This is a genomic window from Methanothermobacter tenebrarum, from assembly GCF_023167465.1.
GTDB classification, from domain to species: domain Archaea; phylum Methanobacteriota; class Methanobacteria; order Methanobacteriales; family DSM-23052; genus Methanothermobacter_A; species Methanothermobacter_A tenebrarum.
In genome coordinates this window covers 1,200,826-1,226,372 of record NZ_AP025698.1, presented here as the reverse complement: position 1 = coordinate 1,226,372, position 25,547 = coordinate 1,200,826, and the positions used below count along the sequence as shown (strand labels likewise).

The 25,547-nt window shown below is 37.6% G+C and carries 24 protein-coding genes; 15 read left to right on the top strand and 9 right to left on the bottom strand.

From position 1 onward, the window contains the following. From MTTB_RS06905 to MTTB_RS06850, 12 genes are all read left to right on the top strand, one after another. The gene (locus MTTB_RS06905; protein WP_074358786.1) at positions 1-1,131 is read left to right on the top strand and encodes a glycosyltransferase family 4 protein; all 1,131 of its coding nucleotides are present in this window, start codon (positions 1-3) and stop codon (positions 1,129-1,131) included. Then, positions 1,128-2,174 carry a GDP-mannose 4,6-dehydratase gene (locus MTTB_RS06900; protein WP_248564272.1) on the top strand — a complete coding sequence of 349 codons (1,047 nt, stop codon included), beginning with the start codon at positions 1,128-1,130 and terminating at the stop codon, positions 2,172-2,174. Before MTTB_RS06905 ends, MTTB_RS06900 begins: the two co-directional genes overlap by 4 nt. After that, complete coding sequence (locus MTTB_RS06895) at positions 2,171-3,262, top strand: DegT/DnrJ/EryC1/StrS family aminotransferase (protein WP_248564271.1); 1,092 nt, start codon at positions 2,171-2,173, stop codon at positions 3,260-3,262. Before MTTB_RS06900 ends, MTTB_RS06895 begins: the two co-directional genes overlap by 4 nt. After that, on the top strand, positions 3,259-4,386 hold the full coding sequence (locus MTTB_RS06890; protein WP_248564270.1) for a glycosyltransferase family 4 protein: 1,128 nt from the start codon (positions 3,259-3,261) through the stop codon (positions 4,384-4,386). The genes MTTB_RS06895 and MTTB_RS06890 overlap by 4 nt, the downstream gene beginning before the upstream one ends. Then, the gene (locus MTTB_RS06885; protein WP_248564269.1) at positions 4,377-4,907 is read left to right on the top strand and encodes a GNAT family N-acetyltransferase; all 531 of its coding nucleotides are present in this window, start codon (positions 4,377-4,379) and stop codon (positions 4,905-4,907) included. The genes MTTB_RS06890 and MTTB_RS06885 overlap by 10 nt, the downstream gene beginning before the upstream one ends. Beyond that, the gene (locus MTTB_RS06880; RefSeq protein WP_248564268.1) at positions 4,907-5,848 is read left to right on the top strand and encodes a hypothetical protein; all 942 of its coding nucleotides are present in this window, start codon (positions 4,907-4,909) and stop codon (positions 5,846-5,848) included. The genes MTTB_RS06885 and MTTB_RS06880 overlap by 1 nt, the downstream gene beginning before the upstream one ends. A gap of 4 nt (positions 5,849-5,852) precedes the next feature. Further along, positions 5,853-7,049: a glycosyltransferase family 4 protein gene (locus MTTB_RS06875; RefSeq protein WP_248564267.1), complete on the top strand. Its 1,197-nt coding sequence runs from the start codon at positions 5,853-5,855 to the stop codon at positions 7,047-7,049. Next, entirely contained in the window at positions 7,042-7,587 is a 546-nt protein-coding gene (locus tag MTTB_RS06870; RefSeq protein ID WP_248564266.1) for a class I SAM-dependent methyltransferase, read from the top strand. Before MTTB_RS06875 ends, MTTB_RS06870 begins: the two co-directional genes overlap by 8 nt. 789 nt (positions 7,588-8,376) lie before the next feature. Further along, positions 8,377-8,757 (top strand): hypothetical protein, encoded by a 381-nt coding sequence (locus tag MTTB_RS06865; RefSeq protein WP_248564265.1) that lies wholly within the window; start codon positions 8,377-8,379, stop codon positions 8,755-8,757. A 2-nt stretch (positions 8,758-8,759) separates the two neighbouring features. Continuing rightward, positions 8,760-9,140, top strand: a complete 381-nt coding sequence (locus MTTB_RS08460) for a DUF2206 domain-containing protein (RefSeq protein ID WP_428343364.1) — start codon at positions 8,760-8,762, stop codon at positions 9,138-9,140. 755 nt (positions 9,141-9,895) lie between these two features. Further along, on the top strand, positions 9,896-10,987 hold the full coding sequence (locus MTTB_RS06855) for a glycosyltransferase family 4 protein (protein ID WP_248564263.1): 1,092 nt from the start codon (positions 9,896-9,898) through the stop codon (positions 10,985-10,987). A gap of 20 nt (positions 10,988-11,007) precedes the next feature. Then, positions 11,008-12,255 (top strand): polysaccharide pyruvyl transferase family protein, encoded by a 1,248-nt coding sequence (locus MTTB_RS06850; RefSeq protein WP_248564262.1) that lies wholly within the window; start codon positions 11,008-11,010, stop codon positions 12,253-12,255. On the opposite strand, the gene MTTB_RS06845 is transcribed toward MTTB_RS06850, so the two are convergent. The 5 genes from MTTB_RS06845 to MTTB_RS06825 form a co-directional block, all read right to left on the bottom strand. Next, complete coding sequence (locus MTTB_RS06845) at positions 12,248-13,465, bottom strand: Coenzyme F420 hydrogenase/dehydrogenase, beta subunit C-terminal domain (RefSeq protein WP_248564261.1); 1,218 nt, start codon at positions 13,463-13,465, stop codon at positions 12,248-12,250. The two genes, MTTB_RS06850 and MTTB_RS06845, sit on opposite strands and share 8 nt — an antisense overlap. Next, complete coding sequence (locus MTTB_RS06840) at positions 13,452-14,894, bottom strand: flippase (RefSeq protein WP_248564260.1); 1,443 nt, start codon at positions 14,892-14,894, stop codon at positions 13,452-13,454. The genes MTTB_RS06845 and MTTB_RS06840 overlap by 14 nt, the downstream gene beginning before the upstream one ends. Before the next feature lie 582 nt (positions 14,895-15,476). Further along, positions 15,477-17,246: a DUF2206 domain-containing protein gene (locus MTTB_RS06835; RefSeq protein WP_248564259.1), complete on the bottom strand. Its 1,770-nt coding sequence runs from the start codon at positions 17,244-17,246 to the stop codon at positions 15,477-15,479. A 655-nt stretch (positions 17,247-17,901) separates the two neighbouring features. Continuing rightward, a complete protein-coding gene (locus MTTB_RS06830) occupies positions 17,902-18,300 on the bottom strand; it encodes a pseudomurein-binding repeat-containing protein (protein WP_248564258.1) in 399 nt (132 codons plus the stop codon). 143 nt (positions 18,301-18,443) lie between these two features. Further along, entirely contained in the window at positions 18,444-18,641 is a 198-nt protein-coding gene (locus tag MTTB_RS06825; protein WP_248564257.1) for an oligosaccharide flippase family protein, read from the bottom strand. A 332-nt stretch (positions 18,642-18,973) separates the two neighbouring features. On the opposite strand from MTTB_RS06825, the gene MTTB_RS06820 reads away from it, so the two are divergent. Then, positions 18,974-19,684, top strand: a complete 711-nt coding sequence (locus MTTB_RS06820) for a class I SAM-dependent methyltransferase (protein WP_248564256.1) — start codon at positions 18,974-18,976, stop codon at positions 19,682-19,684. A gap of 388 nt (positions 19,685-20,072) precedes the next feature. Here the strand turns inward: MTTB_RS06820 and MTTB_RS06815 are convergent, their stop codons facing one another. Together MTTB_RS06815 and MTTB_RS06810 are read right to left on the bottom strand one after the other, a co-directional pair. Further along, entirely contained in the window at positions 20,073-20,681 is a 609-nt protein-coding gene (locus tag MTTB_RS06815; protein ID WP_248564255.1) for an FkbM family methyltransferase, read from the bottom strand. A gap of 819 nt (positions 20,682-21,500) precedes the next feature. Next, the gene (locus MTTB_RS06810; protein WP_248564254.1) at positions 21,501-22,022 is read right to left on the bottom strand and encodes a zinc-ribbon domain-containing protein; all 522 of its coding nucleotides are present in this window, start codon (positions 22,020-22,022) and stop codon (positions 21,501-21,503) included. Positions 22,023-22,305: 283 nt separating this feature from the next. On the opposite strand from MTTB_RS06810, the gene MTTB_RS06805 reads away from it, so the two are divergent. Further along, on the top strand, positions 22,306-22,779 hold the full coding sequence (locus MTTB_RS06805) for a TspO/MBR family protein (protein ID WP_248564253.1): 474 nt from the start codon (positions 22,306-22,308) through the stop codon (positions 22,777-22,779). 755 nt (positions 22,780-23,534) lie between these two features. Further along, complete coding sequence (locus tag MTTB_RS06800; protein ID WP_248564252.1) at positions 23,535-23,696, top strand: hypothetical protein; 162 nt, start codon at positions 23,535-23,537, stop codon at positions 23,694-23,696. A 549-nt stretch (positions 23,697-24,245) separates the two neighbouring features. Here MTTB_RS06800 and MTTB_RS06795 read toward each other — a convergent pair. Next, the gene (locus MTTB_RS06795) at positions 24,246-24,386 is read right to left on the bottom strand and encodes a hypothetical protein (RefSeq protein ID WP_248564251.1); all 141 of its coding nucleotides are present in this window, start codon (positions 24,384-24,386) and stop codon (positions 24,246-24,248) included. 41 nt (positions 24,387-24,427) lie between these two features. Beyond that, a complete protein-coding gene (locus tag MTTB_RS06790; protein ID WP_248564250.1) occupies positions 24,428-25,486 on the bottom strand; it encodes a cation diffusion facilitator family transporter in 1,059 nt (352 codons plus the stop codon). Between the last annotated feature and the right edge of the window lie 61 nt (positions 25,487-25,547).

Here is a 25,547-nt window from a genome sequence, read left to right as displayed (position 1 = left end):
ATGAGAATAGCATTGGTTTATGATGGAGCATATCCATGGATCAAGGGGGGTGTGGAGAAGAGGCTCCATGAAATTGGGAAGGGTCTTGTTAAACGTGGCCATGAGGTTCACTGGTACTGTGTGGGCTGGTGGTTGAATGAGAATAGGAACAGGGATATTGAAGTTGATGGGATAAATTATCATGCGGTCTGTGGACCGATGGAAATGTATGTTAATGGGAGAAGATCAATAAAAGCTGCAATAAAATTCTCTTTAAGTTTATTCAGACCACTTTTAAGAAATAAATTTGATATAATAGATTGTCAGCAGTTCCCTTTCTTTCCTTGTTTTATCTCTAAGCTGGTTTCAGTTATCAGGGGGAGCATTTTTATAATGACTGTTCATGAGTACTGGGGACCATATTGGTATGAATATCTTGGTAAAATAAAAGGTCTTTTTGGAAGATTGATTGAAAAATTAACCTTTAAGCTTACAGATAATGTTATAACTATTTCAAACTATGTCAAGTCCACCTTAGATTTCTATAATGGAAAAATTTACGTGGTCCCTAATGGTGTGCAGTTTGATAGGATAAGAATGTTAAGAAAAAAAGGTGAAAAGTCAAATTTGATTTTTGTGGGACGTTTAATAAAACATAAAAACGTTGATATCCTACTTAGGGCAATGGATATCCTTAAAAGAAGGGGTTTTTCTTTTAAGTGTTTCATAATAGGTGATGGACCCGAAAAGAAGAATCTTAAAAAACTTTCAGAGGAATTGGGACTTGAATATGAAGTCAAATTTTTAGGTAGAGTCCCATCAGATGATGATGTATATAGATATATGAAATCTTCAGATGTCTTCGTTTTTCCTTCTTCTAGGGAGGGCGCAGGCATCGTAACGCTGGAGGCAAATGCAGCGGGTTTACCAGTTATAACGGCTGATCATCCGTTAAATGCCAGTAGAGAACTTATTACCAGTAATAATGGGATTCTCTTCGATTTGACACCTGAAGACTTAGCTGAAAAGATTATTTTCATGATGAAAAATCATGAAGGCATGAAAGAAGATTGTATTAAGTTTGCAGAGAATTATAGTTGGGATAATATAGTTAAATTAACTGAAAATGTATACTTGGAGGTTTTAGAATGAAAAGAGCTTTGATTACAGGTATAACCGGTCAAGATGGTGCGTATCTTGCTAAATTTCTTATTGAAAAAGGTTATGAGGTTTATGGGATCTACAGGAGGCTTTCAACACCAAATTTTTGGAGACTTCAATATCTCGGAATTTTTGATAAAATTAATTTGATATCCGCGGATTTAATAGACGAATTTTCACTTTTAGAAGCATTGAAAATATCTGATCCTGATGAAGTATATCATCTAGCTGCACAAAGTTTTGTCGGAGCATCATTTGAGCAGGCAGTAGGTACGGCACAGGTTACAGGGGTTGCCGTAACAAGCATGCTAGAGGCAATAAGGCACTATAATCCTGAAATAAAATTTTACCAAGCATCAAGTAGCGAGATATATGGAGATGGCCACGATGAGATATTGAACGAAAATTCACCATTCAAACCATCAAGCCCTTATGCAGCGGCAAAACTTTATGGATACTGGATTACGCGTATTTATCGCGAAGCTTATGATATTTTCGCATGTAATGGTATTCTCTTCAACCATGAAAGTCCTCTTCGGGGCTTAGAATTTGTTACAAGGAAAATATCTAACGCAGTCGCCAAGATAGCGCTCGGACTTGAAAATAGGCTACTTTTAGGAAATTTGGATGCAAAAAGGGACTGGGGCTATGCCCCAGATTATGTTGAGGCAATGTACATGATGCTCCAGCATGAAGTTCCTGATGATTATGTTATAGCCACAGGGGAAACTCATACTGTCAGGGAATTTTGTGAAAGATGCTTTGATGAGGTTGGATTGGATTGGCAGGAACATGTTAAGGTAGATAAGAGATTCATGCGTCCAATCGATGTCAATTTTTTATGTGGGGACTACACGAGGGCAAAGGAGAAAATTGGATGGGAACCACGCGTTAAATTTGATGAACTTGTAAAGATTATGGTTAGGGAGGATCTTAATCGATGGGAGCGATGGCAGAACGGTGAAAAATTCCCATGGGATGCTCCCAACCACCCTAATGAAACAAAACTTATCACAAGGACGGTGAGATCATGATACCCGTCCTAGAGCCATCTATTGGAGAAAAAGAAATTGAAAATGTCCTTAAAGCGGTCAAAAGTGGATGGGTAAGTTCAAAGGGCAAGTTTGTAGAAGAATTTGAAAGAAAATTTGCAGAATATCACGGGGTCAATTTTGGAGTGAGCACATCAAATGGCACAACAGCACTCCACCTCGCCCTCGAGTCCTTGGGCATCGGGAAAGGAGATGAAGTTTTAGTCCCAGTGCTAACCTTTGCAGCAACTGCAAATGCGGTATTGTATTGCAACGCAAAACCAGTATTTGTTGATTCACACCCAGATTATTGGTGTATTGACCCAGAGAAGATCGAGGAAAGAATCACAAAGAACACAAAGGCAATAATACCAGTACATCTTTATGGCCACCCTTGTGACATGGCATGGATACAAGATATAGCAGAAGAGAATGACCTGTACGTTATAGAAGATGCTGCGGAAGCTCATGGAGCCGAATATAGAAGTGAAAAGGTAGGTACATTTGGTGATATTTCATGCTTCTCATTCTATGGAAATAAAATAATAACAACTGGTGAGGGTGGAATGTGCCTTACAGATGATGAGGACCTCGCAGAAAAAATGATAATCCTTAGGGATCATGGAATGAAACCTGGAAAGAGATACTGGCATGATGTGGTGGGTTTCAATTATAGAATGACGAATATTCAAGCAGCTTTAGGTGTTGCACAGCTTAGTAAATTGGATAAATTTATTGAGAAAAAGAGGGAGATTGCCAGCGTTTATCATGATAATCTAAATGATCTCGCAGAGGATAATAAGATTACACTTCATCCTGAAATGCCATGGGCAAAGTGTGTCTTTTGGGCCTATTCAATTATATTGGAAGATACTGATAGCGAAGTATTTAGAGAAAAGCTTTCTAGGAGGGGGATAGACACCAGAGCATTCTTCTATCCACTTAATGTCATGCCACCCTACAAGACGGGGGGTAACTTCCCCGTTGCAGATAGACTTTCATCCAATGGTTTAAACCTTCCTTCTGGAGTTGAAATAAGTGAAGATACCATTTTATTCATATGTGAACGGATCAGGGAGGTTTTAAAGTGAAGATTGGTTTCATCCACCACTCAATGATAATCGGAAGCGGAATTGACACGGTTATATGGGAGATTGCCAGCAGATTGTGTGAAGAACATGATGTTGAAATATTAACATTTAACAGTGAATATTCAAGTCCAATTATTAGGGAAATAAGATTCCCTTTTAAAAAAAATCGAGTGATCAATGGCGTTTTTAATCCTGTGATTCCTCATACATACTCTTTGAGGAGACATCTTGACAAGTTTGATGCGATTAATGTCCACCACTATCCGGCAAACATAATACCTTTTTTTCCATCAAGGAGTGATACATTTATTGCTGTTACGGAATGGAGTGGTCCTCCATCTAGTAAACTTGGAGCAGTCAAGTTTCATGAAAAACTTTACATGAAACTAATACGGAAGATGAATAAAATAGCAGCTTTAAAGGCTGATGGTTTAATAGCTCCATGCCCTTTTGTAAAAAGGTGGATAAAAGAAAATTATGGATTAGATTCCGAGCAGATTTACCTTGATGGGATTAATTTCCAATTGTTCAACAGGGAATATGATTATCGGCCTATAAATTTTATGGATGGGTATATTAACATTCTTTATGTAGGGAGAGTGGCTCCTCATAAAAATATAGAGTGCCTAATAGAAAGCTTTCAGATTTTAAAAGAGTACATAGATGATGTCAGGTTAATAATTGTTGGAAGAAGGACATTCCCCGTTTATTACAAGAATTTAATGAAAATTTTAAGAAAAAAAGGTCTTGAAGATGATGTGATATTTACTGGAAAGGTTTCGTGGGAGGAGCTTCCAAGATACTATTCTGCGTGCGATATTTATGCTACCTGTTCACTTTGGGAGGGCTTCTTGAGGGCGGAGGCCTTTGCAATGGGAAAACCAATGGTTGCATTTGATGTTGGTGCTAATTCCGATACTATTCATAATGGAAAAAATGGCATCCTTGTAAAAGAGAAGAGTTCTAAGGCTTTCGCTGAAGGGTTGATTAGGTTGGCTTCAGATGAAAATCTTAGAAAAAAGATGGGTGAAAGAGGGTATAAATGGGCAAAGGAAAACTTGGATTTCAATGTAATTGCAAAAAATTTTTCAAATTACCTTGAGGAGGCAATTTCTTGCAGATAAGGCTATTGGGATTCAGAGATGTTAAATCAATAACTGGACTTTATATGTCAATCAGCGACGAAGACAAAATATTATTCCATCCTTTCCCTTTTAGATATTTGCCAGTTTTTTTAATAATACTTTATTTTGCTTTTTCAAACTATTTATATAGGATCACAGGTCTAATAACCCGATACACAGTTTTATCCCTTGTAGCGGATAATGGTGGTCCTGCTGGGTTTGTTTTTGTTTCAAATATAAGAAACCTCAACAATCAAAGAATGGCTGGAAATTTTGGAATATTTGTAAAAAAAGAATTTAGGGGATCTGGTATCGGTAATAAACTTGCTCATGAAATGATTGATTTATGTAATCAAAACATGATCAGAGAAATTCACCTTACTGTAATGGCCCATAACAAACGTGCAATCTCTTTTTATAAAAAATTGGGATTTAAAGTCATTGAATACCATGAAAAAAGAGAAAAATGGAATGATGAATATTATCCAGATTATACTATGGTTAGAGAGGAGTTTATCTGATGTTAGAGCTTGATGTGTACGCGGATGAAATATGGCCTGGTAAGAAAAGAAACTGGATTTATATAGGTGCATTATTTGTCCCTCTAAATAAAAAAGAAGAACTTTTAAGGAAATTAATGGGTTGTAGGTGTCCGAATGGTGATTGGAAAGAAAAGGAGGAGATGTGCAAAAATCGATGCCGACAACATGAAAATCATGATAGAGAAATTCACTATAGAGATGCTAATGATCACTATAAGTTTAGGATAGCCAAGGAATGGATTGAAATGTTACTTGACAATAATAAGAGGAATCTAGGACTCGTATATTTTAATATCCTTGGCCTTGATCTTTTTAAGATAAAATTTGATTTATTTGATCCTAAAAACAAGAAAATGAGCGTTTATAACAGGTTTTTCAGGACGGTTTTACTCTCTGGTATTAAATATTTTTTTAATGATTCAAATATTATAGTTAACAGTGTCTTTCATGATAAAGGTGAACAGGAGTATTATGAACTTTTTTCTTGGCATTTCGCATACAAAATAAGTAAAGAGAACAATATAAGATTTAATAATAATGAAATAATTTTTGTAGATTCAAACCATAAAAAGTCACACTCTTTGGAATCTCACTTTATCCAGTTTCTGGATGTTATTATGGGAAGTGTTTTTTCTTGTTTCCATCCTCCAGAAAATCGAAATAAAAGAATCCTTGGAGAAAAAATAAAGCCCTTAGTATATAGGCTTACTAAAGCACCTAAAAATAAGAATAGTAGTTACAATTATTATAGGAAACAGCAGATTCAGTTCTTTCCACGACATGATCTAAAGGAGCCTCCAGAGGAAAGAACTTTATTCAACGAACAACTTAAACCAAATAGGTCCCGTTTTAACAATTTTTATACAGATAGGAAAATTTTATTAGAAAATAGCAATCAGAAAACACTTGATGAGTGGTGAATCTATGAAAATATGCCTTGTTACTAATTTATATCCTCCACTAGCATTTGGGGGAGCTACTGGTGTTGCTCAGATAGAAGCAGAAGAACTTGTAAAGAGAGGATACAATGTATTTGTTATAACTACGAGTGAAACTAACTATTTAACTGTTGAGTGGACAAATGGTGTTAAGGTTTACAGGCTACCCCCTTACAATGTCTACCCGTTATATGAAAACTTTGTAGACCAGAGTGCTCATAGCCTTTCGTCGAAGATTCTCTGGCACATGATTGACACGTTTAATTTCAAACTTAAGAATAAGATAAGCAGAATTATTCTTGATGAGAAGCCAGACGTTATTCACTTTCATAATTTCAAGGGACTTTCATTGCTCCTGTTTCGGCATATAAGAAAATTGGGACTTCCCATAATTTTGACAGCCCATGACTACACTCTTATATGTCCACGTGCTAACCTTTTAAGGTCTGATGGGGATGTATGTAAAAAAAGACCATTAATCTGCTCTTTTTATTCAACCCTGAATAAGTACCTTGTGGATGTTGACGTCCTCATATCCCCTTCAGATTTCTTGATCAGAAAATTAAAAGAAGAAGGGTTTTCAAGTGATGCCGTTAGACTACCAAATCTTGTGGAAATTAACGAAGAATCTTCAAATTCTAAAACTTATGACAAACTTGACATTCTCTATGTTGGAGAACTGAGCAGACATAAAGGTGTTCATATCTTGATTAAGGCTTTTAATGAACTTGATAATGCTACTCTTACGGTCTATGGCAGAGGACCCTACGAACAATCCTTAAAAAAAATAAGCAACGAAAACTTGAACTTCCAGGGTTATGCCAAAGGTTTTGATGAGTTGAAATATGCATATAATAAAGCTAATGTGACTGTTGTTCCTTCAATATGGTATGAGAATTCGCCGATGGTTGTATATGAAAGTTTTGCTCATTCAACGCCAGTGATTGGAAGCAATATTGGGGGGATTCCTGAACTTGTTATTGATGGTTACAATGGATTTCTGTTTGAGCCGGGAGATAAAGATGAGCTTAAGCGTATACTTAAAAATCTTTTGGAGGATCCTTCTATCTTAAAGGAATTCGAAAAAAACGCATATGAGAGTGCAAAAAAGTATACACTAAAGGAGCACGTAGATAAACTTGAAAGGATTTATAATAATTTATCGGAGGAGTATCATGGATAAAATTAAATTTAAAGATTTTGAGGAGACCATAGAAAAAATAGTTCGTCAAAATCTGGTTTTCCCCGAAGAATTAGAATATTATGAGTTGCATAAGGAAAGGATATTTTATGGTTTAAATTTATTACTAAATTTTACAAATTGGGAGCCTACATCAAAAGTATTGGATGTTGGTTCAGCACCAGGTTATGCTTCTATTTTTCTTAAAAAGCTGGGATATGATGTTAGGGGTGTCAATTATATTACTCGAAAAAATTTTAAAGAAAGAATGAATAGGATGTCGATTCCCATAGATGTTTGTAATATTGATAGTGAACAATTACCGTATAAAAAAGGAGAATTTGATCTTGTTGTCTTTTTTGAAGTTATAGAGCATCTGCTTAACCCCCATCATGCTCTTAATGAGATTTATAAAGTTTTAAGAGATGAGGGTGTTTTAATACTTTCCACTCCCAACCTCTCTAAACTTTCAAACAGGATTCGCCTTTTAGCTGGGAAGAGCATAAATCCCGAAGAAACTTTTTTAAGGAAATGTTTATGAAAGACATAATAGAGAATATACAGCAGATGAATTAAAGTATTTGCTTAAACGGACTGGATTTGATTTACAAAAAGTATATTTTTGGAATTATCCACCATATACCTTAAGAATAAGACCATTAAATTACTTTATAATAATCTAACAAAGATTTGGCCACAGTTTAAGGAAGTGATTTTCATTATAGCAAAAAAAATAACTCAGACGCTGAATTGAAGTTATTAGTAGATATTTAATATTGACGTGATATCATCTATTTCATTTTTTTACTTTTAATGTAACCTGTCTTGATGAAATATTCTACTCCTAAGACAGTCTTTACCCTTCATATCTTCAATCTTCTCCTTGGCTATCTTCTGATCGATAATGGAACTTAAACTTGAATTACTTGAAAAGTCTTCTATATGTTTAAGTTATCTCTACTCATTTTCACCGGACTACTGCTTAACATGACCTATCCATTAATCCCACGACCCATTTCCTGTTACCACTTCTTGTATCTCTGAATATACTTATAGCAATCCTTTTAATAGGTTACCGTTTCAGGACGGATGGCAGGTTGACCCATGATTTGATTTAAAAGAGGGATCCTCTCACTAGCATTAGTCTCCTTCATGTTTCCAGTCATAACAGTCCTCGGGTTACCTCATGAACACATATTCCATCAATATGCTTCTACTAGGAGTCCTGCTCCCACACCTCTTTATATCATATTCTTGACCCTCCTGAGGGAGAGGTTACATCATTTAACATGCCCCTTCGCTCTCTTTAATATAGCCTTGTCACTCTAATATGAATGGTCTTCCATCAAATTACGTTATAGGGAGGAACATCCATATTGAGTATTACCTCTTTAGGGCACTCATGAATGGCCACCGGATGTTTTCAGGTACAATACAGGATGCATATAACGCCTGTTTAAGTGTAACCATACTACCTACTGTTTACAGGCTCATCCTGAATGTACCAGCCCCTTACATTTTCAAGTCTTACTATGGCTTCCTTGGAGCAGTAATGCCCCTTGCAGTTTACTTCATCAGTCAGAGGGTCCTTAAGGACAGGAACACGGACACTTCTCTGCTCTTCATATTCCAGTTTTCATTCATTTATATCCTTGGATGGTGTAGACAACTTATAGCACTCATATTTTTCCCTCTTTCTCTCTTGCAATAATAGTGTTGATTTCAGGCCTTAAGAGGTCATATAAGAAGCTGTTATTCATAATATCAACGGTCTTCTCTCATTACACAATAGCCTATGTGTTTGCAATTTTAACCTTCATGTTCTTAAAAGTTCATTGGAAAACCAAAGAAGAGCTACTTTTTCAGAGCTTCAGTAGCTGTTCTGTTTTTTGTGGTTATATTTGCATGGCATGCCCGGCAAGGGGAGCTTCTTTTAAAGATGCTATCACTTTCTTTGAAAGAACAATCTCAAGCATGGGGAACTTTTTCTCTGAGGACATGAGAAATAACAGTGAACTCTCAGTAGTGGGTATAGGGATAGCACAGATTCCAAATTTCCTCAGTACGGTTATACATGATTTATTTTCCTCCTGATTGGTATCGGGGCTTTAAGTTTAATCTTTAAAGGAAGGGATGATGTGAATCAGGAATACACGGTTAGTGTAATGATTTCAATAGGACTACTTGCATTGTTTATCATCTTACCATTTGTATCAAAGGGTTATGGTGAGATTATTCACACAAATGTTAGTTTTCCTGGCGCCTTCATTTATAATTGGTGTTGAAGGGATATTTTAAGGCGTAAAGTGCCATATACACCTTTAATTCTGGTTCTCCTATTAATCCTTTTCTCATCTGTCACATACTTGAATTATCACTTTGCTGGTATTCCCTATTCTTATGCATATGATAGTGAGGTGAGAGACGATATGAAACATTTATTTATGATAGTGAGGTTACTGGTGCAAGATGACTTTCAGTCCTGGGGCTAATAAAACCATAAACACGGATACATTTGGTTCTTCAAGGATACTTAAGAGTTTTTACACCAATCCCAAATTGAACATTGAGTAAGAATAAAAGAACTGAAAATGGATATGTTTATCTCCGTTGGACGAATGTTAGGGCCTTGTATTTCTGGACGCACCCCTGGCAACCCCAAGGTTTATTAAAGGAAAGTTAAAGATGGATAAAGTTGAGAGAATAGATGAATACAGAAATATCCTCTTATAAAAACAGAATTTATGATGGTGGCGTACTCATCTTAAACTATATTATATAAATTATTCACTATTCTTATAAGAGTTGAGATCAAGTTTTGAGTTTATGATTATAGTAAGGTGATATTTATGAAAATTTTAAGCGTTATTTTAGGAGCCCCCTTCCACGAGGAGGCACTGTGGTTTCGAATAAAAAAACATATGGACATATTATCATCTTTAGGTCATGAGATTGAACTATGTTTCTATACCAGAAAAAAATTAAGGTTTAATCCACCTTTCAAATATTCTGTTATTAAGTCTTCACCCCTTAATGTACATCTTAAGCACTTTTTAAAGGTAAATTCTGGCGATTATGATGTTATATTTTGTAATTTGGCGATGAGCCCTTTTATATGTTCTTTATCTAAACTTCAGGGTATTCCAATGATTTTAGATAATCATGGGGATTTAGTTAGTGAGATGGATTTATTAAATCAGGATCCTTTGAAGAAACTTTATTATAAGATGATTTCCTTTTTTGATTTTAGGCTTGCTGATAGGATAATTTGTGTTTCTAATTCGATGATTGATGATCTTAAGCAAAGAGGTGTCCCAGAGGATAAGTTATATTATGTGACTAACGCAACTGACCTTGATTTTTTCCAACCTTTGAATGAAACTGAAATAAATAAACTGAAGGATGAATTAGGTTTACCAGATAAATTAATATGTGGATATATTGGGAGTGCAGATAAATGGCAAGGTGTTGATAGTCTCATAAAGACTAGTAAAAATTATAGGGATGACGATGTTTTTTTCTTATTTGTAGGTTTCTCAAAGAACAAAAAAAGAGACCATAACTCTTTGTTTTTACCAAGAGTTGATTTAGATTTGGTTAAATCATATTATGGAGTTTCTGATATACTTGTTCTGCCAAGACCCTATCATAAATCAACTGAAGTCGCCGCACCTACCAAATTTGCTGAATACGCTGCAATGGGCAAACCAATACTCACAACGGACGTTGGCGATGCAGCCAAACTCGTTAAAAAGTATAAATGCGGAATCGTTATAGAAGATAACCAGCCAGAAAACATTATAAAAGGCATAAATAAGTTCAAATCACTCTCAAAAAATGACATAATTAAAATGGGTCAAAATGCCAGGAAAATGGCTGAAAAAGAATTCAGTCTAAAAAAAATGAAAAAAGACCTGAAAAAAGTTATAGACTCTCTATAAGCTAATTTGGTGGTGATAAATTGATCAAAATAACCGTAGTGGGGCCTACTGATAGATTAAATAGAGGAACTGAAGCATTGATCTTATCTCGTGTTAAGATTATGGAGCAAATTTTTGACCATCCCTATTTTTTTGTTCAACATGCTTCAAACTTAGCATCTATTCCAAAACAGTTTATTTCTAATCCTAAAATAGAACCCTATAAAAAAACAGCATTAATAGCTCCGGTCTTTGAATCATTAAACACACCCATAATCTTAATATCGGCTTTGCTCTGGCGGATTCTTTCAAATTTTGTTAAAGTAGATTTTTTATTATCTTGGAACGAGGAGTTAAATGCACTTAAAAGTTCAGATATAGCTGTTACAACTGGTGGGGACGTTTTATCCGAGGATTATGGTTTATTCTCATTTTTAACTCATTTTTTTGCTTTATTCTTAGCAATATTGCTTAAAAAACCTTTTATTGTTTTTGCAGAATCGGTGGGTCCATTCAAAAGCAGTATCACAATAGCTATAGCAAAATTCATTCTCAATAAAGCAGCCCTTATAACAGTAAGGGATGAAATATCACTTAATCATATTGATAAACTTGGTATTAAAAGACCAGTTTATCTTACAGCAGATTCAGCGTTCCTATTAGATAAAAAAGATGTCAAGAATCCTCTACTGGATGATTTCATGAAAAATGATAACTTAATAGGTTTTTCTATTAGTAATGCAATAGCAGAATGGGGTGGTGGTAGTTACGATGAGTACATAGAATTGATCACAGAGGTAATCGATACTATAATAGAAAAATATGAAGCCAATGTCATACTTATTGCCCACGTAACGATTGATGGTTTAAATGATGACAGGGTCATAAACCAGAAGGTATTTGATGGACTTAGAAATAAAAAAAGAGTATTTAATTTGAATGAAGATTATTCAAGTGAAGAACTTAAAGGTGTTATATCGCAATGCGATCTCTTTGTTGGAGCCCGTATGCATGCAAATATAGCTGCACTCTCTACTTGTGTTCCTGTTGTGGCGATATCTTACAGCATAAAAACTCCGGGACTCATGAAACTTTGCGGTCTTGAAGACTATTATATTGAATTTAAGGATCTTACTGAAGATCTGTTGATATCAAAAATATCAGAAGCATGGGAAAATAGACATGATATAAAGAAGCATCTTGAAAAAGTCATACCAGGAATAAAAAGAAAAGCCCTCAGGAACGGTGAACTTGTAAGGGAATTCTGCGATTCCATTGGAATCACATGAGGAAATCTTTACGAGCCTTTAGAGATACGAGAATGGAGTATAGGGTCATGTATATTTTTATGAGTTTTTTGGGAATTCGCAGTTTTTCTGGTTCAAAAATGGAGATTAATTTGTCGATAAGGTCAATTTCTGGGAATCTGCCTTTATATAGGTCATTATCGATCATATGAATCTTCTTTTTCATGTAAATATTGTATAATTGTGAAAGAAGGACCTTTTCTGCTTCTATAGGTTCAAGGTTACATAGTCCCTCCTTCTTAAGGTCATCAAGTATTTTAATGTCCTTCCTGAGTACTATTAAGGTTTTTCCTATACTTTCACCTTCAAATTCCCGTAGCCAGGGGTCTGCAAATGACATGTCAGATAATTCGGCCATATGGTCAGAGCATCTTCTACATCTTGGGGGTATAAAGAGTTGCCCGAACCCAGATCCCCAATATTCGGGTAGTAGTAGTATTTGGCCCGTGGTTGTTTCAATTTTAAGGCTTCCGGGCCATCCCTCACCACGATACTTTATACTTTTAACTTCATTTTTGTTGACTCCCAGTTTTTCAAGGAGGAATTCTGTTGCCTTGAATGATGGTGTGTGGTTGCATACTATTCCTAGGTGATATACTATTCTCTCCTTTAACTTCCTGTTGATTATTTCGGCCTTTCTGACGCCTTGGATATGGCAGGGCAGACCTACAACAGCGTACCTTCCGGGTTTCTTGAGGATCTCTTTGAGGGCTATGTTCGCCGGTACCGGGCAGTACTTGGATCCAGCTGCCTCAATGATCTCCGCGGGGGTTCTTGCGATGAATGGTTCAGGTTCAAGGGGTTTTTTGGGGTTCATATGGGTTACGAGGGCTCCGTCGATAATGCCCTTATTAAGTAGGTGGATGAGTATCTGGGTTACCATACCACCTGATGATGCATCGTATCTGAGTTTTTCATTGGTTGAATGGGCAACATAACAGGCCTTATAGTTCCCAATGAGCATGTCTTCTCCTTCATAACCGAATATTTCCTTGTTAAGTTCACTGAAATCAACAGATACCCCTGGGCAGACCTTTATGCAGATGCCACATTCATCACATTCCCCTTTTATGATGGGTTCATATATTCCTTTTTTTTTGTTAATATTCATTTCAATTATTTCGCTGGGGCACATGGCGGCGCATGTCCCGCAGCCGGTGCATAGGTCACCGATCTCATCAACATTCTTCATGGTTCCTCCCCATAAGTTTCATCAGTATCATTTTATCTTTTTCATCAAAGGTCCTGATGAGGATGAGGACTCCAAGGTAAATACAGGATGCAAGAAGTATCATTATTAGAAGGTTCAGGTCTTTCATGAGGTGCACGGCCACTCCCATAATTACAGATGCAATTGCAGGTTTCTTGAATGTGCTGTTCACATTTACAGGTTTATAGTATCTTCCTATATAGTGGAGGAAGAGCATGTAGAGGAATAGTTCAGACATCACGGTGGCTATACTTGCACCGATGTAACTGTATAATGGTATGAGTATGATGTTCAGTATGATGTTGAGGGTAGCGCTCAGGCCCACGCTGAGCATCCTGAAGCCCTGCCTGTTTATTGAACTTAAAAGGGTTCCTGTGATGGTGCTCACAAGCCTTATGGGTATAAACAGGCTCAGGATTTGAAAGGCGATTATGGATGCAGTGTAACCTCCACCGTAGAAGAGGGAGATGAACCTGTCTGCAAGTATCAAGCACCCGGTGGCTATGGGGAAGCTGATGATTGAAAGGTACTTGGAGGATACCATGGTGAAGTTTTCAAGAATGTCTCCTCCATTAGTAAACTGCCTTGACATCACTGGATAAACTGCTGATGACACCATACCGGCTATTATCATGCTGAGGTTCAGGAGGGGGTTGTAGGCTGCATTGTATATACCAACAGCAACATCATCCCTGAGGATCCCTAGGAGTACGGTGTCTATCTTGAAGAAGAACATTGCAAACAGGGAGTTAAGACCGAAGGGCAGGCCCTCCACGAGGAGCCTCCATTGAAGAGCAGGGTCAAACTTGAAGGATGGACGTACAAACCTTTTAAAGCTGATAGAGGCTGCGATGAGGATGTCAAGGACGCCCGCGGCTACATAGACAAGGGCAACAGCAAAGACTCCATAGCCCATGAAGAGGACTGCGAGTCCAAGTGTGACGGTCACGGATCTTTCTATTATCTGGAAGATTGCAACATATTCCATTCTCTCCCATGCTTGGAAGAGTGAGAGGTAGGTGCCTGAGATTGTGAGGAGGACATTATAGAATCCGAAGAGGTAAAGGAGTATGGTCATCTCTTTGCTGAGTGAGAGTAACCATGAGATTAGGGGTACTATTGTGAGGGTGATTACTCCTAGGGGCATTTTGAGGATAATTGCGTTGTTGATGTAATTTTCTGAGAGATCTTTATCCCTTGCTATCTCCCTTACAAGTAACTGGTTGACGCCGAGGTCTGTGAGTGTTGCAAGGAGTGTGGTGAGTGAGATTGAAAAGCTGTATTTTCCGAAGTCGGCCTCGCCAAGGATCCTTGCAAGGTATATGAAGAGTACGAAGGCCATTAAAGAGGTTAAAACTTGGGCAAGTCCTGTAACACTGATGTTTTTAACTATCCTCTGAACTTCGTTCATATTATCACTTAGCATTAAGTATGTTGTATTTGATTACTTTGAAAGGGGGCGAGGTCAAATTCTATAGATGATCAGTTTGTATTTCAACATTTGTACTAGTTCAATTTTAACAATTTAATTATCAGAAAGGTTTGACATCCTTTTGGTTGTTGGAATTGGAGGAATTTTCTTTATGGAACTTTTTCATACCCTACCATATTTTTCAGCATTCATAGTGTACCTTTTTGAGGTTTTCAATAATTTAGATGTGCCATTCGCTCTTGAATAACTCCGCACCATAATTAGGGGTAGTTTTTTCTTGGGATGTTGGAGTATTCAATAGAGGCTCTTTCAGTAAATGCATATTATCCTTTTTTGAAAGATATTGAGGCCTTTTTTTCAATATGGGATGAGAACCTTTAAGGTGGCTTATGGGGTCAAATGGGGGGCTGTTACGGCGCCCCCTGAAAATATTGTTTTTGTTTATGGAGTTTCTGGGAGCTTTTGCTGTGTGGTGGTAGGATAAATGCTATTTTTAGATACTATGAGAGCCTTGTCCTCTGTTGAAAGTTTATGCATGGTTGAATAGGATAAACGTTATTTTTAGATTAGTATTTTTGATCCTCCATTGTCATATATGACGCTTTTATCCTTGAGTAGCCAGAGGTATTTGGTTATTGGTTCTATATTGTGCATTTTAATGGTGCCATTAACGAATATTGGGGGTTTGAGGGGTGTATCCTTGAATATAAGGCCTTCGTTTATGTTAAGGTGTCTTAGGTATATGTAGTCGCCTTGATTGAAGGGGCCTGTATTGTTGAAGAACCAATGGTCTATTCTGGGTTCTTTGTTGAAGCCTAGTAAAATTCTGTGGTCGCCTACTCTATCGGTGTGTATCATTGAAGTTTTGTTGCCATAGAGGTTTAACCATGCTGCGCCTGTAACTTCACTGTCATAGATAAAAGTCTCGTATCTCCTCTCTCCAGTGTCATAGGCGTAAGAATATGGTATGCCTGCGAAGTGATAGTTTAGATAGTTTGTACATATAAATCCTAGGATTAGGAGTGTTAAAATGGTGGCTTTTAGCATCTTTTCTCGTTTGAATGGTATTTTAAGCTTCTTGGCATGGTCTATTATGAATCTTGTCCCTATTATGAAACAAGGTGCTAGAATCACGAGTAACTGTGAAAATAGTCTCCTACCCCCATAGGCTTTTGAAACGTAGGGTAGAATGACAAATGATGCAAGGATGGCCAGTATAACAAGAGTGGATGCTATGTATTCATCATTTACCTGATATTCTCTCCTATACTCTTCCTTGAAAGATAATGCTAGGACTCCCACGCCGATGATCGCAAAAATAATGTCATGGACGAAAGTGCTCAGGAAGTTAGGGAAATGGGCCAAGCCTATACCTAATACTGCCTGTTCTGAATAGTTCCTCAGGTCAAGGGAGAAGAAATTCGCCATACTCTTAAACGTTTCGATGATAACATGTAAAGTGTCTCTGAATGTTGGGCCTGTGACTTGTGCATACCATAAAAAGATGATTGAAAAGAAGAGAAGGACCAGGTTTTTATTGGAGAATCTCTTACTGTAATCCCATTGGATGGATTTCCATTTTAGGTGTTTACTTGCCCAGATAATAAATGGTGGCAATGCCACAACCGCGAAGAAGACATAAGCTGAAGTGTAATGGGATAAGACCGTGGCGGTGATGAATGTTATGAAAATGGCCTTTTTATGGGATCCTTTTATTGGTGATGTTAGGATCATGATGGCCGCCGCGAAGAAAATGAATGCAATAAGTTGACGCACATATTGTCCCATGTAAATGTAAGCGAATTGGAACATGAGGAGTAAGGTAGCATAAAATCCAAGTTTTCGACTTTTAAGGATTCTCCTCGCGAAGACATACATGGGTAAGGGTACAATAGCCCCAAGGATACAATAATAAAACTTAAACACGAGGATGGATGGAACATCTAACAAGTATTTATAAATGGCGGGTAATATTGTAAGACTCAAGCAACTATTATAGCCATGATAAGGGTCGTGGATATCCCAGTGATGGTCTATTAAACTCCTCTTGAAACAATAATATTCCATGTGAATGTCCCTTCCGATAAGATAATTAGATGGTAGAGTGTTCAAGGAGAGAAGGGAAAATCCGATACAGTAAAGTGTGAGAGGATAAACAATAGGATGTACCTTCTTTTTTTCCAGGGTTAGGGTGAGAAGGTATACTGGTATGCTTAGTAGCATGAAAAGTAAAATGAGATTATTGGAATACATGTTCATCATATACGATCCGAGAACGGTTAAAACAGGTAAAAAGAGAGGATAAAGGACAATCGGATTCAGCATACTCATCCAGTCTCCTTCAAGCGAAAACCTGGCATCACCCACCCTTTTCATGTGAATAGACAATAGTAAGACCATGAGGATGTTCAATGAAACTAAAAGGGGCGCTAAACTTAAGGGTCTTAAGATTAGCGGATAGAGGCTATTCACGAAAAATCCAGTGAACATGAGAAGGGCAAGACTCAACCCAACAGACAAGACAAACTTCTCAATAGGCTTAAGATCAAGACCCTTAACCAGCAGGTAACCGGGAACCATACTAAAGAATAGGAATGGCAAGGATTGCCTTAAAAAGGGAATATCACCTATAATACTAATATCCGTGAGTATCAAGAGTATTAGGATGTAAAGGATGTCTCTTCTCACACTTTTTCCTCCTCCGCACATAATTACTCCAGTAGTGAAGCACCCCCAATGAGTTTGGTTTAGGCGTGTTAGCTTTGGATTTTCCTCTAACTCCACGAGTTTATACCCTTGGGAAGATGAGGTTGCACCATCTACAAAGTGAGTAACCCTTTTATTCTAGGGGGGTGAATATGATTTTATTTTGACATCTACACTCTCATGTGATAGGTTCCATGGGACAATATAAATAGTTTTTTGGGGACTAACCTTGGTTTTTTTATGGAGAGAATGTTTCACCCTCCCACCACACAATGTGAAACTATCCTACACCTAGGATTGGGGGGCTTCTCGAAAAATAAGTGGTGGGGGGGTGTGTGGAGTTTAGATTGTCACGTGGGCTGGGTAGTCTACTGTTGTTTTTCCAGAAATTTATGATCTTGGCATACATGGGTCTCTGGTAGGGTACTCTGCCAAGACTTGTGGCATAGTTTGGTGCTCTTTCAGTGGTATTGATAAAATCCAATATTTTCACCGCAACCTTCAGATACTCAGACTTGTAAATTTTACCGGCTTTGTAGTTGCCAGAAGGTCCTAGGGGACTTTCGACGAGTACATGGGGAATCTGAGCTAAATTGCCGGCGTTGATATTAACTGTGGCCTTGCAGAGCAGATAAAGCAAATTCCGGTATACTATAAATTCTGTTGCTAATCTTAACATTGGCGAGTAATCTAGGATAATGTTCGGACATATGCTGTGGCGCTTGCAACATCGGCTAAGGATATGCGTTGGACTTATAAATAATATAACATTAACTTCTCAAGGATCTTCAGTTTTTCAGTTCAAAGGGGGAGATCAATCTATCAATGAAATCTATCTGGGAAATCTGCTGTATATAGGTCATTATCGGTCATATGAACCTTCTCCCTTACAAGTAACTGGTTGACGCCGAGGTCTGTGAGTGTTGCAAGGAGGGTGGTGAGTGAGATTAAAAAGCTGTATTTTCCGAAGTCGGCCTCGCCAAGGATCCTTGCAAGGTATATGAGGAGTACGAAGGCCAATCACTTAACAGGTCCATATTTTATATCCTTTTTTTCATATAGTTATAGAGAGAACTTTGAGACCCCTTTTTTACCATTTTATGTCGTGGTGGTCAGTGGACTTCTGCAACTAGGCTATTTTTTTAGGTGGAGGAATTTGATCCGGTGATCTTGAGGGCCATAATCCTCTGTAACTTGGCTCTTTTGGTGATCACTGTGGGGGCTTTTACAGATCACATGAGAAGACTTAAGAAAAGCCATAAAGTAATGGTCCCCTGAATATCATGTTGGAGGCTACTGGGAGATGCTACAAGGAAAAATATTAAATATTAAATCATTTAGATCGTTGAATCATGATGGGATCTGTACTTTTCAATTCTAAAGGGGTTGCTGTTGAATTAGTGGCCAGACTTTTTAGGGGGGATATAATCCATAATTTGCGATCATTTAATTCAGATATTCCATCTGAGGTTTTTGATTTCTCATGGAACTTTTTCTTTGGATTTATAAGGCCAATGCAGGTAAAATATGAATTTTTGAAGCTCCTGGAAGTTTTCAGGGGGCAGAATCCCCGTTATATCCTTGAAATTGGAACAGCGAATGGAGGTTCTCTCTTCTCTTTCTGTAAATTAGCAGAAGATGATGCGACCATAATCAGCATTGACTTACCTGGAGGAGATTTTGGTGGTGGTTATCCCGAATGGAAGATCCCAGTATACACTGCCTTTGCCGGTGAAAACCAGAAACTTGTACTTTTAAGGAAGGATTCTCATAAAACTGAAACTTTAAATGATGTTAAAAAATTATTGGGTGAGAATAAATTGGATTTTCTTTTTATTGATGGTGACCATTCATATGAAGGTGTGAAAAGAGATTTTGAACTTTATTCACCTTTAGTTAGAGAAGGGGGGATTATTGCTTTCCATGACATAGCACCGCACTGGGATTATCCTGAGGTGGGTGTGACAAGGTTTTGGGATGAAATAAAGGGAGAATTTAGATCAGAAGAGTTCATTGCCGATGTAAATCAAGGATGGGCTGGAATAGGAATCTTATACTGGTAAACATTCTGAATAATTCTAAAATAAACATGACAGACGCTGGGGGTGGAGTAAGCTGTTATTAAATAAAAAATTCAGAAAGAGCGGAGATCTTACATTTACTGAATCTTGGGAGGCCATGCACTGTAAAACCTGGGCTTCTTAATTCACATTATGGTGGCTTTCCTAGGCACTGGTTGTGGATTTATTGGTCTTAATCTTGTATGAGTCGTCTTGCTCGGAGGGGCCTGTATTGTTGAAGAAGTAATGGTCTATTCTGGGTTTTTTTGTTGAAGCCGAGTAAAAGGGCTTATTATCTGCTTTCTTATGATCTTAGATATGGGGGTCTAAGATTAACAGCTGAAATTGGGGAATACTTTTTTTTGTTTTTTAGGCTCTCTGAATTGGTTTTCTACTTTGGTGTATCTTGATATGCGTGGATTATTCCTATTTCATAGTTTCCTTTTATTATTTTGATTTTGAAGTTTTCTTTTTTTAGTTTGTTTGTTATGTCCTTTGGAGTTTTGTTTTTTGGCTGTGGATGGTATTCTAGGATTATTTCTTTTATCCTTGAAAGGTTTGTTTTTTCTATGGCCTCGTATTCACAGCCTTCACAATCAAGTTTTAGTCCGATTTCCTGATCTTCTGGGATGTTATCTAATACTTCCTGGAGTGTTGTTGTTTCAACTACCTGCTCCTTATCCAGTTTACTATAAAATTGGGATATGTTCAAAGCATCTGGGGAATATCTAATAGTTCTGGTGCCTTTTTTTCCTGAAATGGCTTTATTTATAAGTTTGATTTTCTTTGATAGTTTTGGGTTTAGTTCGAGGTTTTTCTTTGCTGTGTTATAAAGCTCTGGGACTGGTTCAAATGCGATGACATTATATCCTTTGCTGGCAAAGTAAAGGGCGGTATCTCCAACATAAGCGCCAACATCTATAATGAGAGCATCATCAGAAAGATGCTCAAAACAATAATCTTCACCAACAAAAACTTCTAAGAGAATGAAAGGTTCCACATTGGCATTAAAACTTCAAGGAATCCATTTGTATGATTTTATTGTGTCTTTGAGAGATGATATTACGCAAGTTTTTCCTTTGCTTATCATTCAAATCTCTTGAACAAACACTTATCAGCACCTCTAAAAGAAATTTATCATTCTCCGTAAACATTATTTAAATATCGGAGATTGCCAACATTATATTCGGGTAAGAGACCCACTAAGAAAAGCAGTGTTCTAATGGGATCCTTTGTCGCCCTAAGAAGTTTAATTAAAGCAATGGGGAGGAAATACGCCCAGAATATGGGGCTTTTTTCTGGATCCTAATTTACCTAAACATTTTCAACAAACCAATTCATAATGTCACCTTCATATTCCCGAATACCTGCTACCTTGTGGGGGTTTATGTTTTGTTTACAGTTTTTTTGGTGTTGTATCCCGTGTGGATTTTTCCTCCTAATTTATTAATTTATTTTATGGGTATTGGTTGTTAGCATGAGGTTTGAAGGTGGTTCATTTCTTATGTTTTTTGTTCTTTTAGGACTTATGAAAAGAGGAGTTAATATTCTCTGCCTCTGATTTTAACGCATGTCACTTCTACAGCAGGTGAGATTTTTCTATAATCACACTAGATAGTTTTTATATCAGATCTGAGGATTTTTCAGAAGCTACATAGTCATTAATATTTGTAGCTTCTTTGGATCAGAACATTGGAAAACTTTACTTCCTTCACAAGCTTAGGTGATATGATAGCCGTGTCTACTAGCGTTCTTCTTATCTAATCGCTTGTTATAACCCTCGAACAGTTCATAATATCCCTTGACAATCCCTTTAACATTACAGTCCATACTCTTCTTCTTCTATTTCTCTTTTTAGTTGGTTGTATCCTATTTTGAACTTATAGTTCAGTTCAGCGTCTGCAAGACACTTGTACGTTGCATAGGCGATCGCGATGGGTAGCCAAATCAATCCAAAAGGTCCTAAGAACAGGGCGAAGAGTAGACTAATGATTAACCCAGCGATAAATCCAATGAAAATTCCTTCGCAAAACGCGTCAATGTAAATAAGGATTTTCTGCCCCTTTGTGAGTTTTTTTGGCCCATACTGGGTTATTGCTTTTTTCAGGCGTTCGTCTTCGAAAATTTCTGAAAATTTTTTCTCTTTTATCAGCTTGTAGATTTTTTCTTTCTTAGTTCTTTTATCTTCCCTAGAAGTAGGCTTTCTGGTTCCAGGTGCTGGTATCATTTCTGTTCTTTTATCGGGAATTCCATTTTCTGGTTTTGGCTTTAAAGGTGTTCCGCAACGAACACAAAATTTTGCGGTGTCATGGTTTTTAATTCCACACTTCCGGCAATACAAGGGGAACCACTCCCCCAGATTTTAAATGTCCACTTAAAACATCCTATAACATGAAAGGGGGTGCAGGGGGTTATGTTTTTCTTTGGTTGATGAGGATGATCACAGCTCTTTAAAGTCTTTTTTCTCTATAACTTGCGATTATATTATGTTCCTGTTTTTTTGTTCGTTATAGCAATGTTAAACGAAGTTATATAACAGCCAAAAAACACCCTACAAGACTCTTACAAATAATATATAGTAACAGAAAAACTAAGAATATAAACTGGGAGGAGATAATATTAAAATGAAAGAAATTCCAAAATTAGCTGTTTCAGTTTTCATATGTTTGATCGCGGGCTTCTTAGGCTCAATCGCCACAATATCATCCATAAACACATGGTACGCTTCCCTAACAAAACCACCATGGACCCCACCAAACTGGCTATTCGGACCAATATGGACCACACTCTACATACTAATGGGTATAGCAGCTTTTCTAGTATGGCGTGAAGGCTTCCAGAAAAAAGAAGTTAAAATAGCCCTGGGGATATTCAGCTTACAACTCATATTAAACATATTATGGTCAGTAGTATTCTTCGCCCTTAAATCCACCCTAGGAGCCTTCATCATAATCATAATACTCTGGACAACAATACTTTTAACAATGATCACATTTTACAGGGTGTCTAAACCAGCAGCTGCAATTCTCATACCATACATCACATGGGTGACCATAGCAACAGCACTAAACTACACAATATACACACTAAACATATAAAAATGCCAACGAACCAACCCCCACCTTGATTCTAGCTAAGAGACTTTAAGACCCATCACCTCAAAAAAAGTGTATAAGACATTTTAACTTTTTCAGCGGGAAGTCCCCCTCTAAGGGGGATGAAAGCCGAAAAACATTTTATAGTGATACATGGCTTACATGTGATATGCTCTCCAGTATCACTATATTTGTATGTTGGGGGAGCAAAAGAGAGTGCTCGGTTACAAGTTTCGTCTTTACCCGTCTAAAACCATTGAAACCTACTTGAACACTTTGACCTTTGCAGGTGGCTCTACAACCGCCCACTCCAAGAACAAGGCCAGGGCAGAAGGGCGGAAACCAACCCCGTGTGATACACAAAATAGTATGGGGAGAATCTTGAACTTAAGAAAGTTTACAGTAAAGTCTTGCAAATGGTAAACCAGTAGCTCTGGGGCAACATCAGGGCCCTCTCCAGGTTGAAAAAGAATGGTAAAAAAAGGTGGGAAGATTACGCTACAAAGGAAAATAGTACCCATAAATTATAATCAATCAGGGTCCGCGCTTGAAGGAAACAGGCTAATCCTTTCTAAAATTGGAGCTAATAAGAATTAAAGCCCATAGGATAATAAAGTGAGAGAGCTCTGTAAAGTGGTTCGCAGTCCTCCAGGTCGAAGGCAAGCCAGAGCCACTCTCAAAAACAGGAAAAGCCACCGGTATAGGGATAAAACACTTCCTAACAGACAGCAAAGGAAGACAAATAGAAAATCCAAACTATGAAAAAAACACTTAAAAAGATAGATCCTGCAAAAGAATTTTTCAAGGAAAAAGAAAGATTCAAAAAAAACAGAGAGAAAGCGAGAATAAAACTTGCAAGGGCCCATGAAAAACTTAAATCAAAAAGACTCCACAAACTCTCAAAATTCTACATCAAATGATATTATCTGTGTTGAAAACCTGAACTATGCTCAGGAACCGTCGTCTTGCCAAAGGGATACTGGATGCCTCATGGGGTAGATTCCTCCAACATGCTCGCTTACAAAGCTGAAAACGCTGGTAAACGAGCAGTGAAAATAAACCCAAAGGGCACAAGCAAAGGACTAATCCCTAATAACCCATACCAAGACCCCCATATCCGCCACCAGAATACTCGACTCGGGACTGGGACAGCCCCCCAAGCCCACGAAAAACCCCCTACTCAGCATCCCCTGCTTCGGTCATGGTAGCTGGGCAAGTTTCATCATTGAAACAGGAAACCCCTCCCATCATGGAGGGGTAGTTCACTTGAATCCTCTGTATTCAGAAATGTGCTTGTTCTGGTAACATGCAGTTCCTGAAATCGATTTTTGATGAAGTTTGCAAGTAGCAGGAGCATATAAAAACCGTTATAGGGGATGCTTCAGAATTGGGTGGAACACTGGCTATTTTGGATCTTCTACTGAAGTCCTCCATGAATAGTGCCAAGATGGCAAAAAGTGAACCACTGACTATTTTGGACCTTGTTCCTCTAGAAATTTTGTGGATGCATTTATTATAATCTCTTTCAGGGATGAGCCTTCTGGTTGTGCTGTTCCAAGGAGGGAGTCTGAAAAGACATATTTCGGACCTTCAGATAGTTTTTCAACCACTAAAACGTCTATGTTCCTCTTTTTTAGTGCTTCAGCTGCTTTTATTCCTTTCTTTTTTTTTTAAGAGATCTTGCAGGATTCTCCAGTATCTCATAATCAATTATATCGCCTTTGCGGGTTCTTGCAATTATGAAATAGGCTGCCCTTCCAAAGTGAAGGCTGATCTTTGAATCGATGCCCTGGTTATCTTCAAGGGGTACTGCTACAACTATTTCGTCCTTTTTTAAGGTTTCTGGCTGGATTATCAAATGGTCGATGGATGGTAATACCCTTTTAACTTCAGAGTTTATTTTAGAGATTATATCTTCAATTTTATCTGCTGATAGGCTCCTTTCAATTTCAATGTGGAGTTCTCCAAAAAGGTAGGGTCCTGATCTTCTTATTCGAATTGCATGGACTCCCTCAACGCCCTTTACAGATAAAACCGTTTTTCTTAAGAGTTCCAGGGAATCCTTGTCAATGCATGCATCAAGAAGTACCAGAAGATTATATTTTGTAAGAGTACTGCCGACATATACTATTATTACTGCGATGATCAGCCCTGCAAATCCCTGAAAACCATGAAGCCCCATGTACTCTCCAATTATTCCTGTGAAAACGAGTGTGGAAGATACTGCATCAATATAACTGTGCTTTCCATCGTTTATAAGAGCCTTTGAACCAATTTTTTCCCCTACCCTTTCTTTATAAACTGCAACTGCATAGGATACTACAATTGCTATTAAACTTACAACAAGACTTATTGCGGCCATGGAAACCACTGGAGGTGGATGCATCAAGTAGATAAGAGAATCCCATCCTATTTCAAGTCCTGTAATAATTATCATCACTGAAACAAGAAGGGAAGCTAGGGTTTCAATCCTGTAGTATCCATATGGAAAGAGTTCGTCGGGTTTCCTCTGTGATAATCTTAAACCTATGAATACAGCGGCTGATGAAAACACATCTGCAAATGAATGCAGAGCATCAGCTATAAGGGCTATGTTTCCTGATAGATAACCGATAATCCCTTTTATTAACATCAAAACTATGTTTGAAACTATGGAGTATTTTGAAGCAGTTTCACCCTCTTTGATATTCATCCCGCTGTTATATGGCATGTTAACCCCCCATATCTTAATCCACATCCGCAATCCTTTCCTGCTATTAAAGCCTTGCAAG

Excerpts from the sequence above, each read along its gene's own strand:
- MTTB_RS06790 (WP_248564250.1), bottom strand. The coding sequence starts at position 25,486 with ATGCCATATAACAGCGGGATGAATATCAAAGAGGGTGAAACTGCTTCA.
- MTTB_RS06895 (WP_248564271.1), top strand. The coding sequence starts at position 2,171 with ATGATACCCGTCCTAGAGCCATCTATTGGAGAAAAAGAAATTGAAAAT.
- MTTB_RS06865 (WP_248564265.1), top strand. The coding sequence starts at position 8,377 with ATGAATGGTCTTCCATCAAATTACGTTATAGGGAGGAACATCCATATT.
- MTTB_RS06905 (WP_074358786.1), top strand. The coding sequence starts at position 1 with ATGAGAATAGCATTGGTTTATGATGGAGCATATCCATGGATCAAGGGG.
- MTTB_RS06875 (WP_248564267.1), top strand. The coding sequence starts at position 5,853 with ATGAAAATATGCCTTGTTACTAATTTATATCCTCCACTAGCATTTGGG.
- MTTB_RS06845 (WP_248564261.1), bottom strand. The coding sequence starts at position 13,465 with ATGAAGAATGTTGATGAGATCGGTGACCTATGCACCGGCTGCGGGACA.
- MTTB_RS06820 (WP_248564256.1), top strand. The coding sequence starts at position 18,974 with ATGATGGGATCTGTACTTTTCAATTCTAAAGGGGTTGCTGTTGAATTA.
- MTTB_RS06840 (WP_248564260.1), bottom strand. The coding sequence starts at position 14,894 with ATGAACGAAGTTCAGAGGATAGTTAAAAACATCAGTGTTACAGGACTT.
- MTTB_RS06800 (WP_248564252.1), top strand. The coding sequence starts at position 23,535 with ATGAAAAAAACACTTAAAAAGATAGATCCTGCAAAAGAATTTTTCAAG.
- MTTB_RS06855 (WP_248564263.1), top strand. The coding sequence starts at position 9,896 with ATGAAAATTTTAAGCGTTATTTTAGGAGCCCCCTTCCACGAGGAGGCA.
- MTTB_RS06805 (WP_248564253.1), top strand. The coding sequence starts at position 22,306 with ATGAAAGAAATTCCAAAATTAGCTGTTTCAGTTTTCATATGTTTGATC.
- MTTB_RS06830 (WP_248564258.1), bottom strand. The coding sequence starts at position 18,300 with ATGTTAAGATTAGCAACAGAATTTATAGTATACCGGAATTTGCTTTAT.
- MTTB_RS06900 (WP_248564272.1), top strand. The coding sequence starts at position 1,128 with ATGAAAAGAGCTTTGATTACAGGTATAACCGGTCAAGATGGTGCGTAT.
- MTTB_RS06835 (WP_248564259.1), bottom strand. The coding sequence starts at position 17,246 with ATGAGTATGCTGAATCCGATTGTCCTTTATCCTCTCTTTTTACCTGTT.
- MTTB_RS06880 (WP_248564268.1), top strand. The coding sequence starts at position 4,907 with ATGTTAGAGCTTGATGTGTACGCGGATGAAATATGGCCTGGTAAGAAA.
- MTTB_RS06870 (WP_248564266.1), top strand. The coding sequence starts at position 7,042 with ATGGATAAAATTAAATTTAAAGATTTTGAGGAGACCATAGAAAAAATA.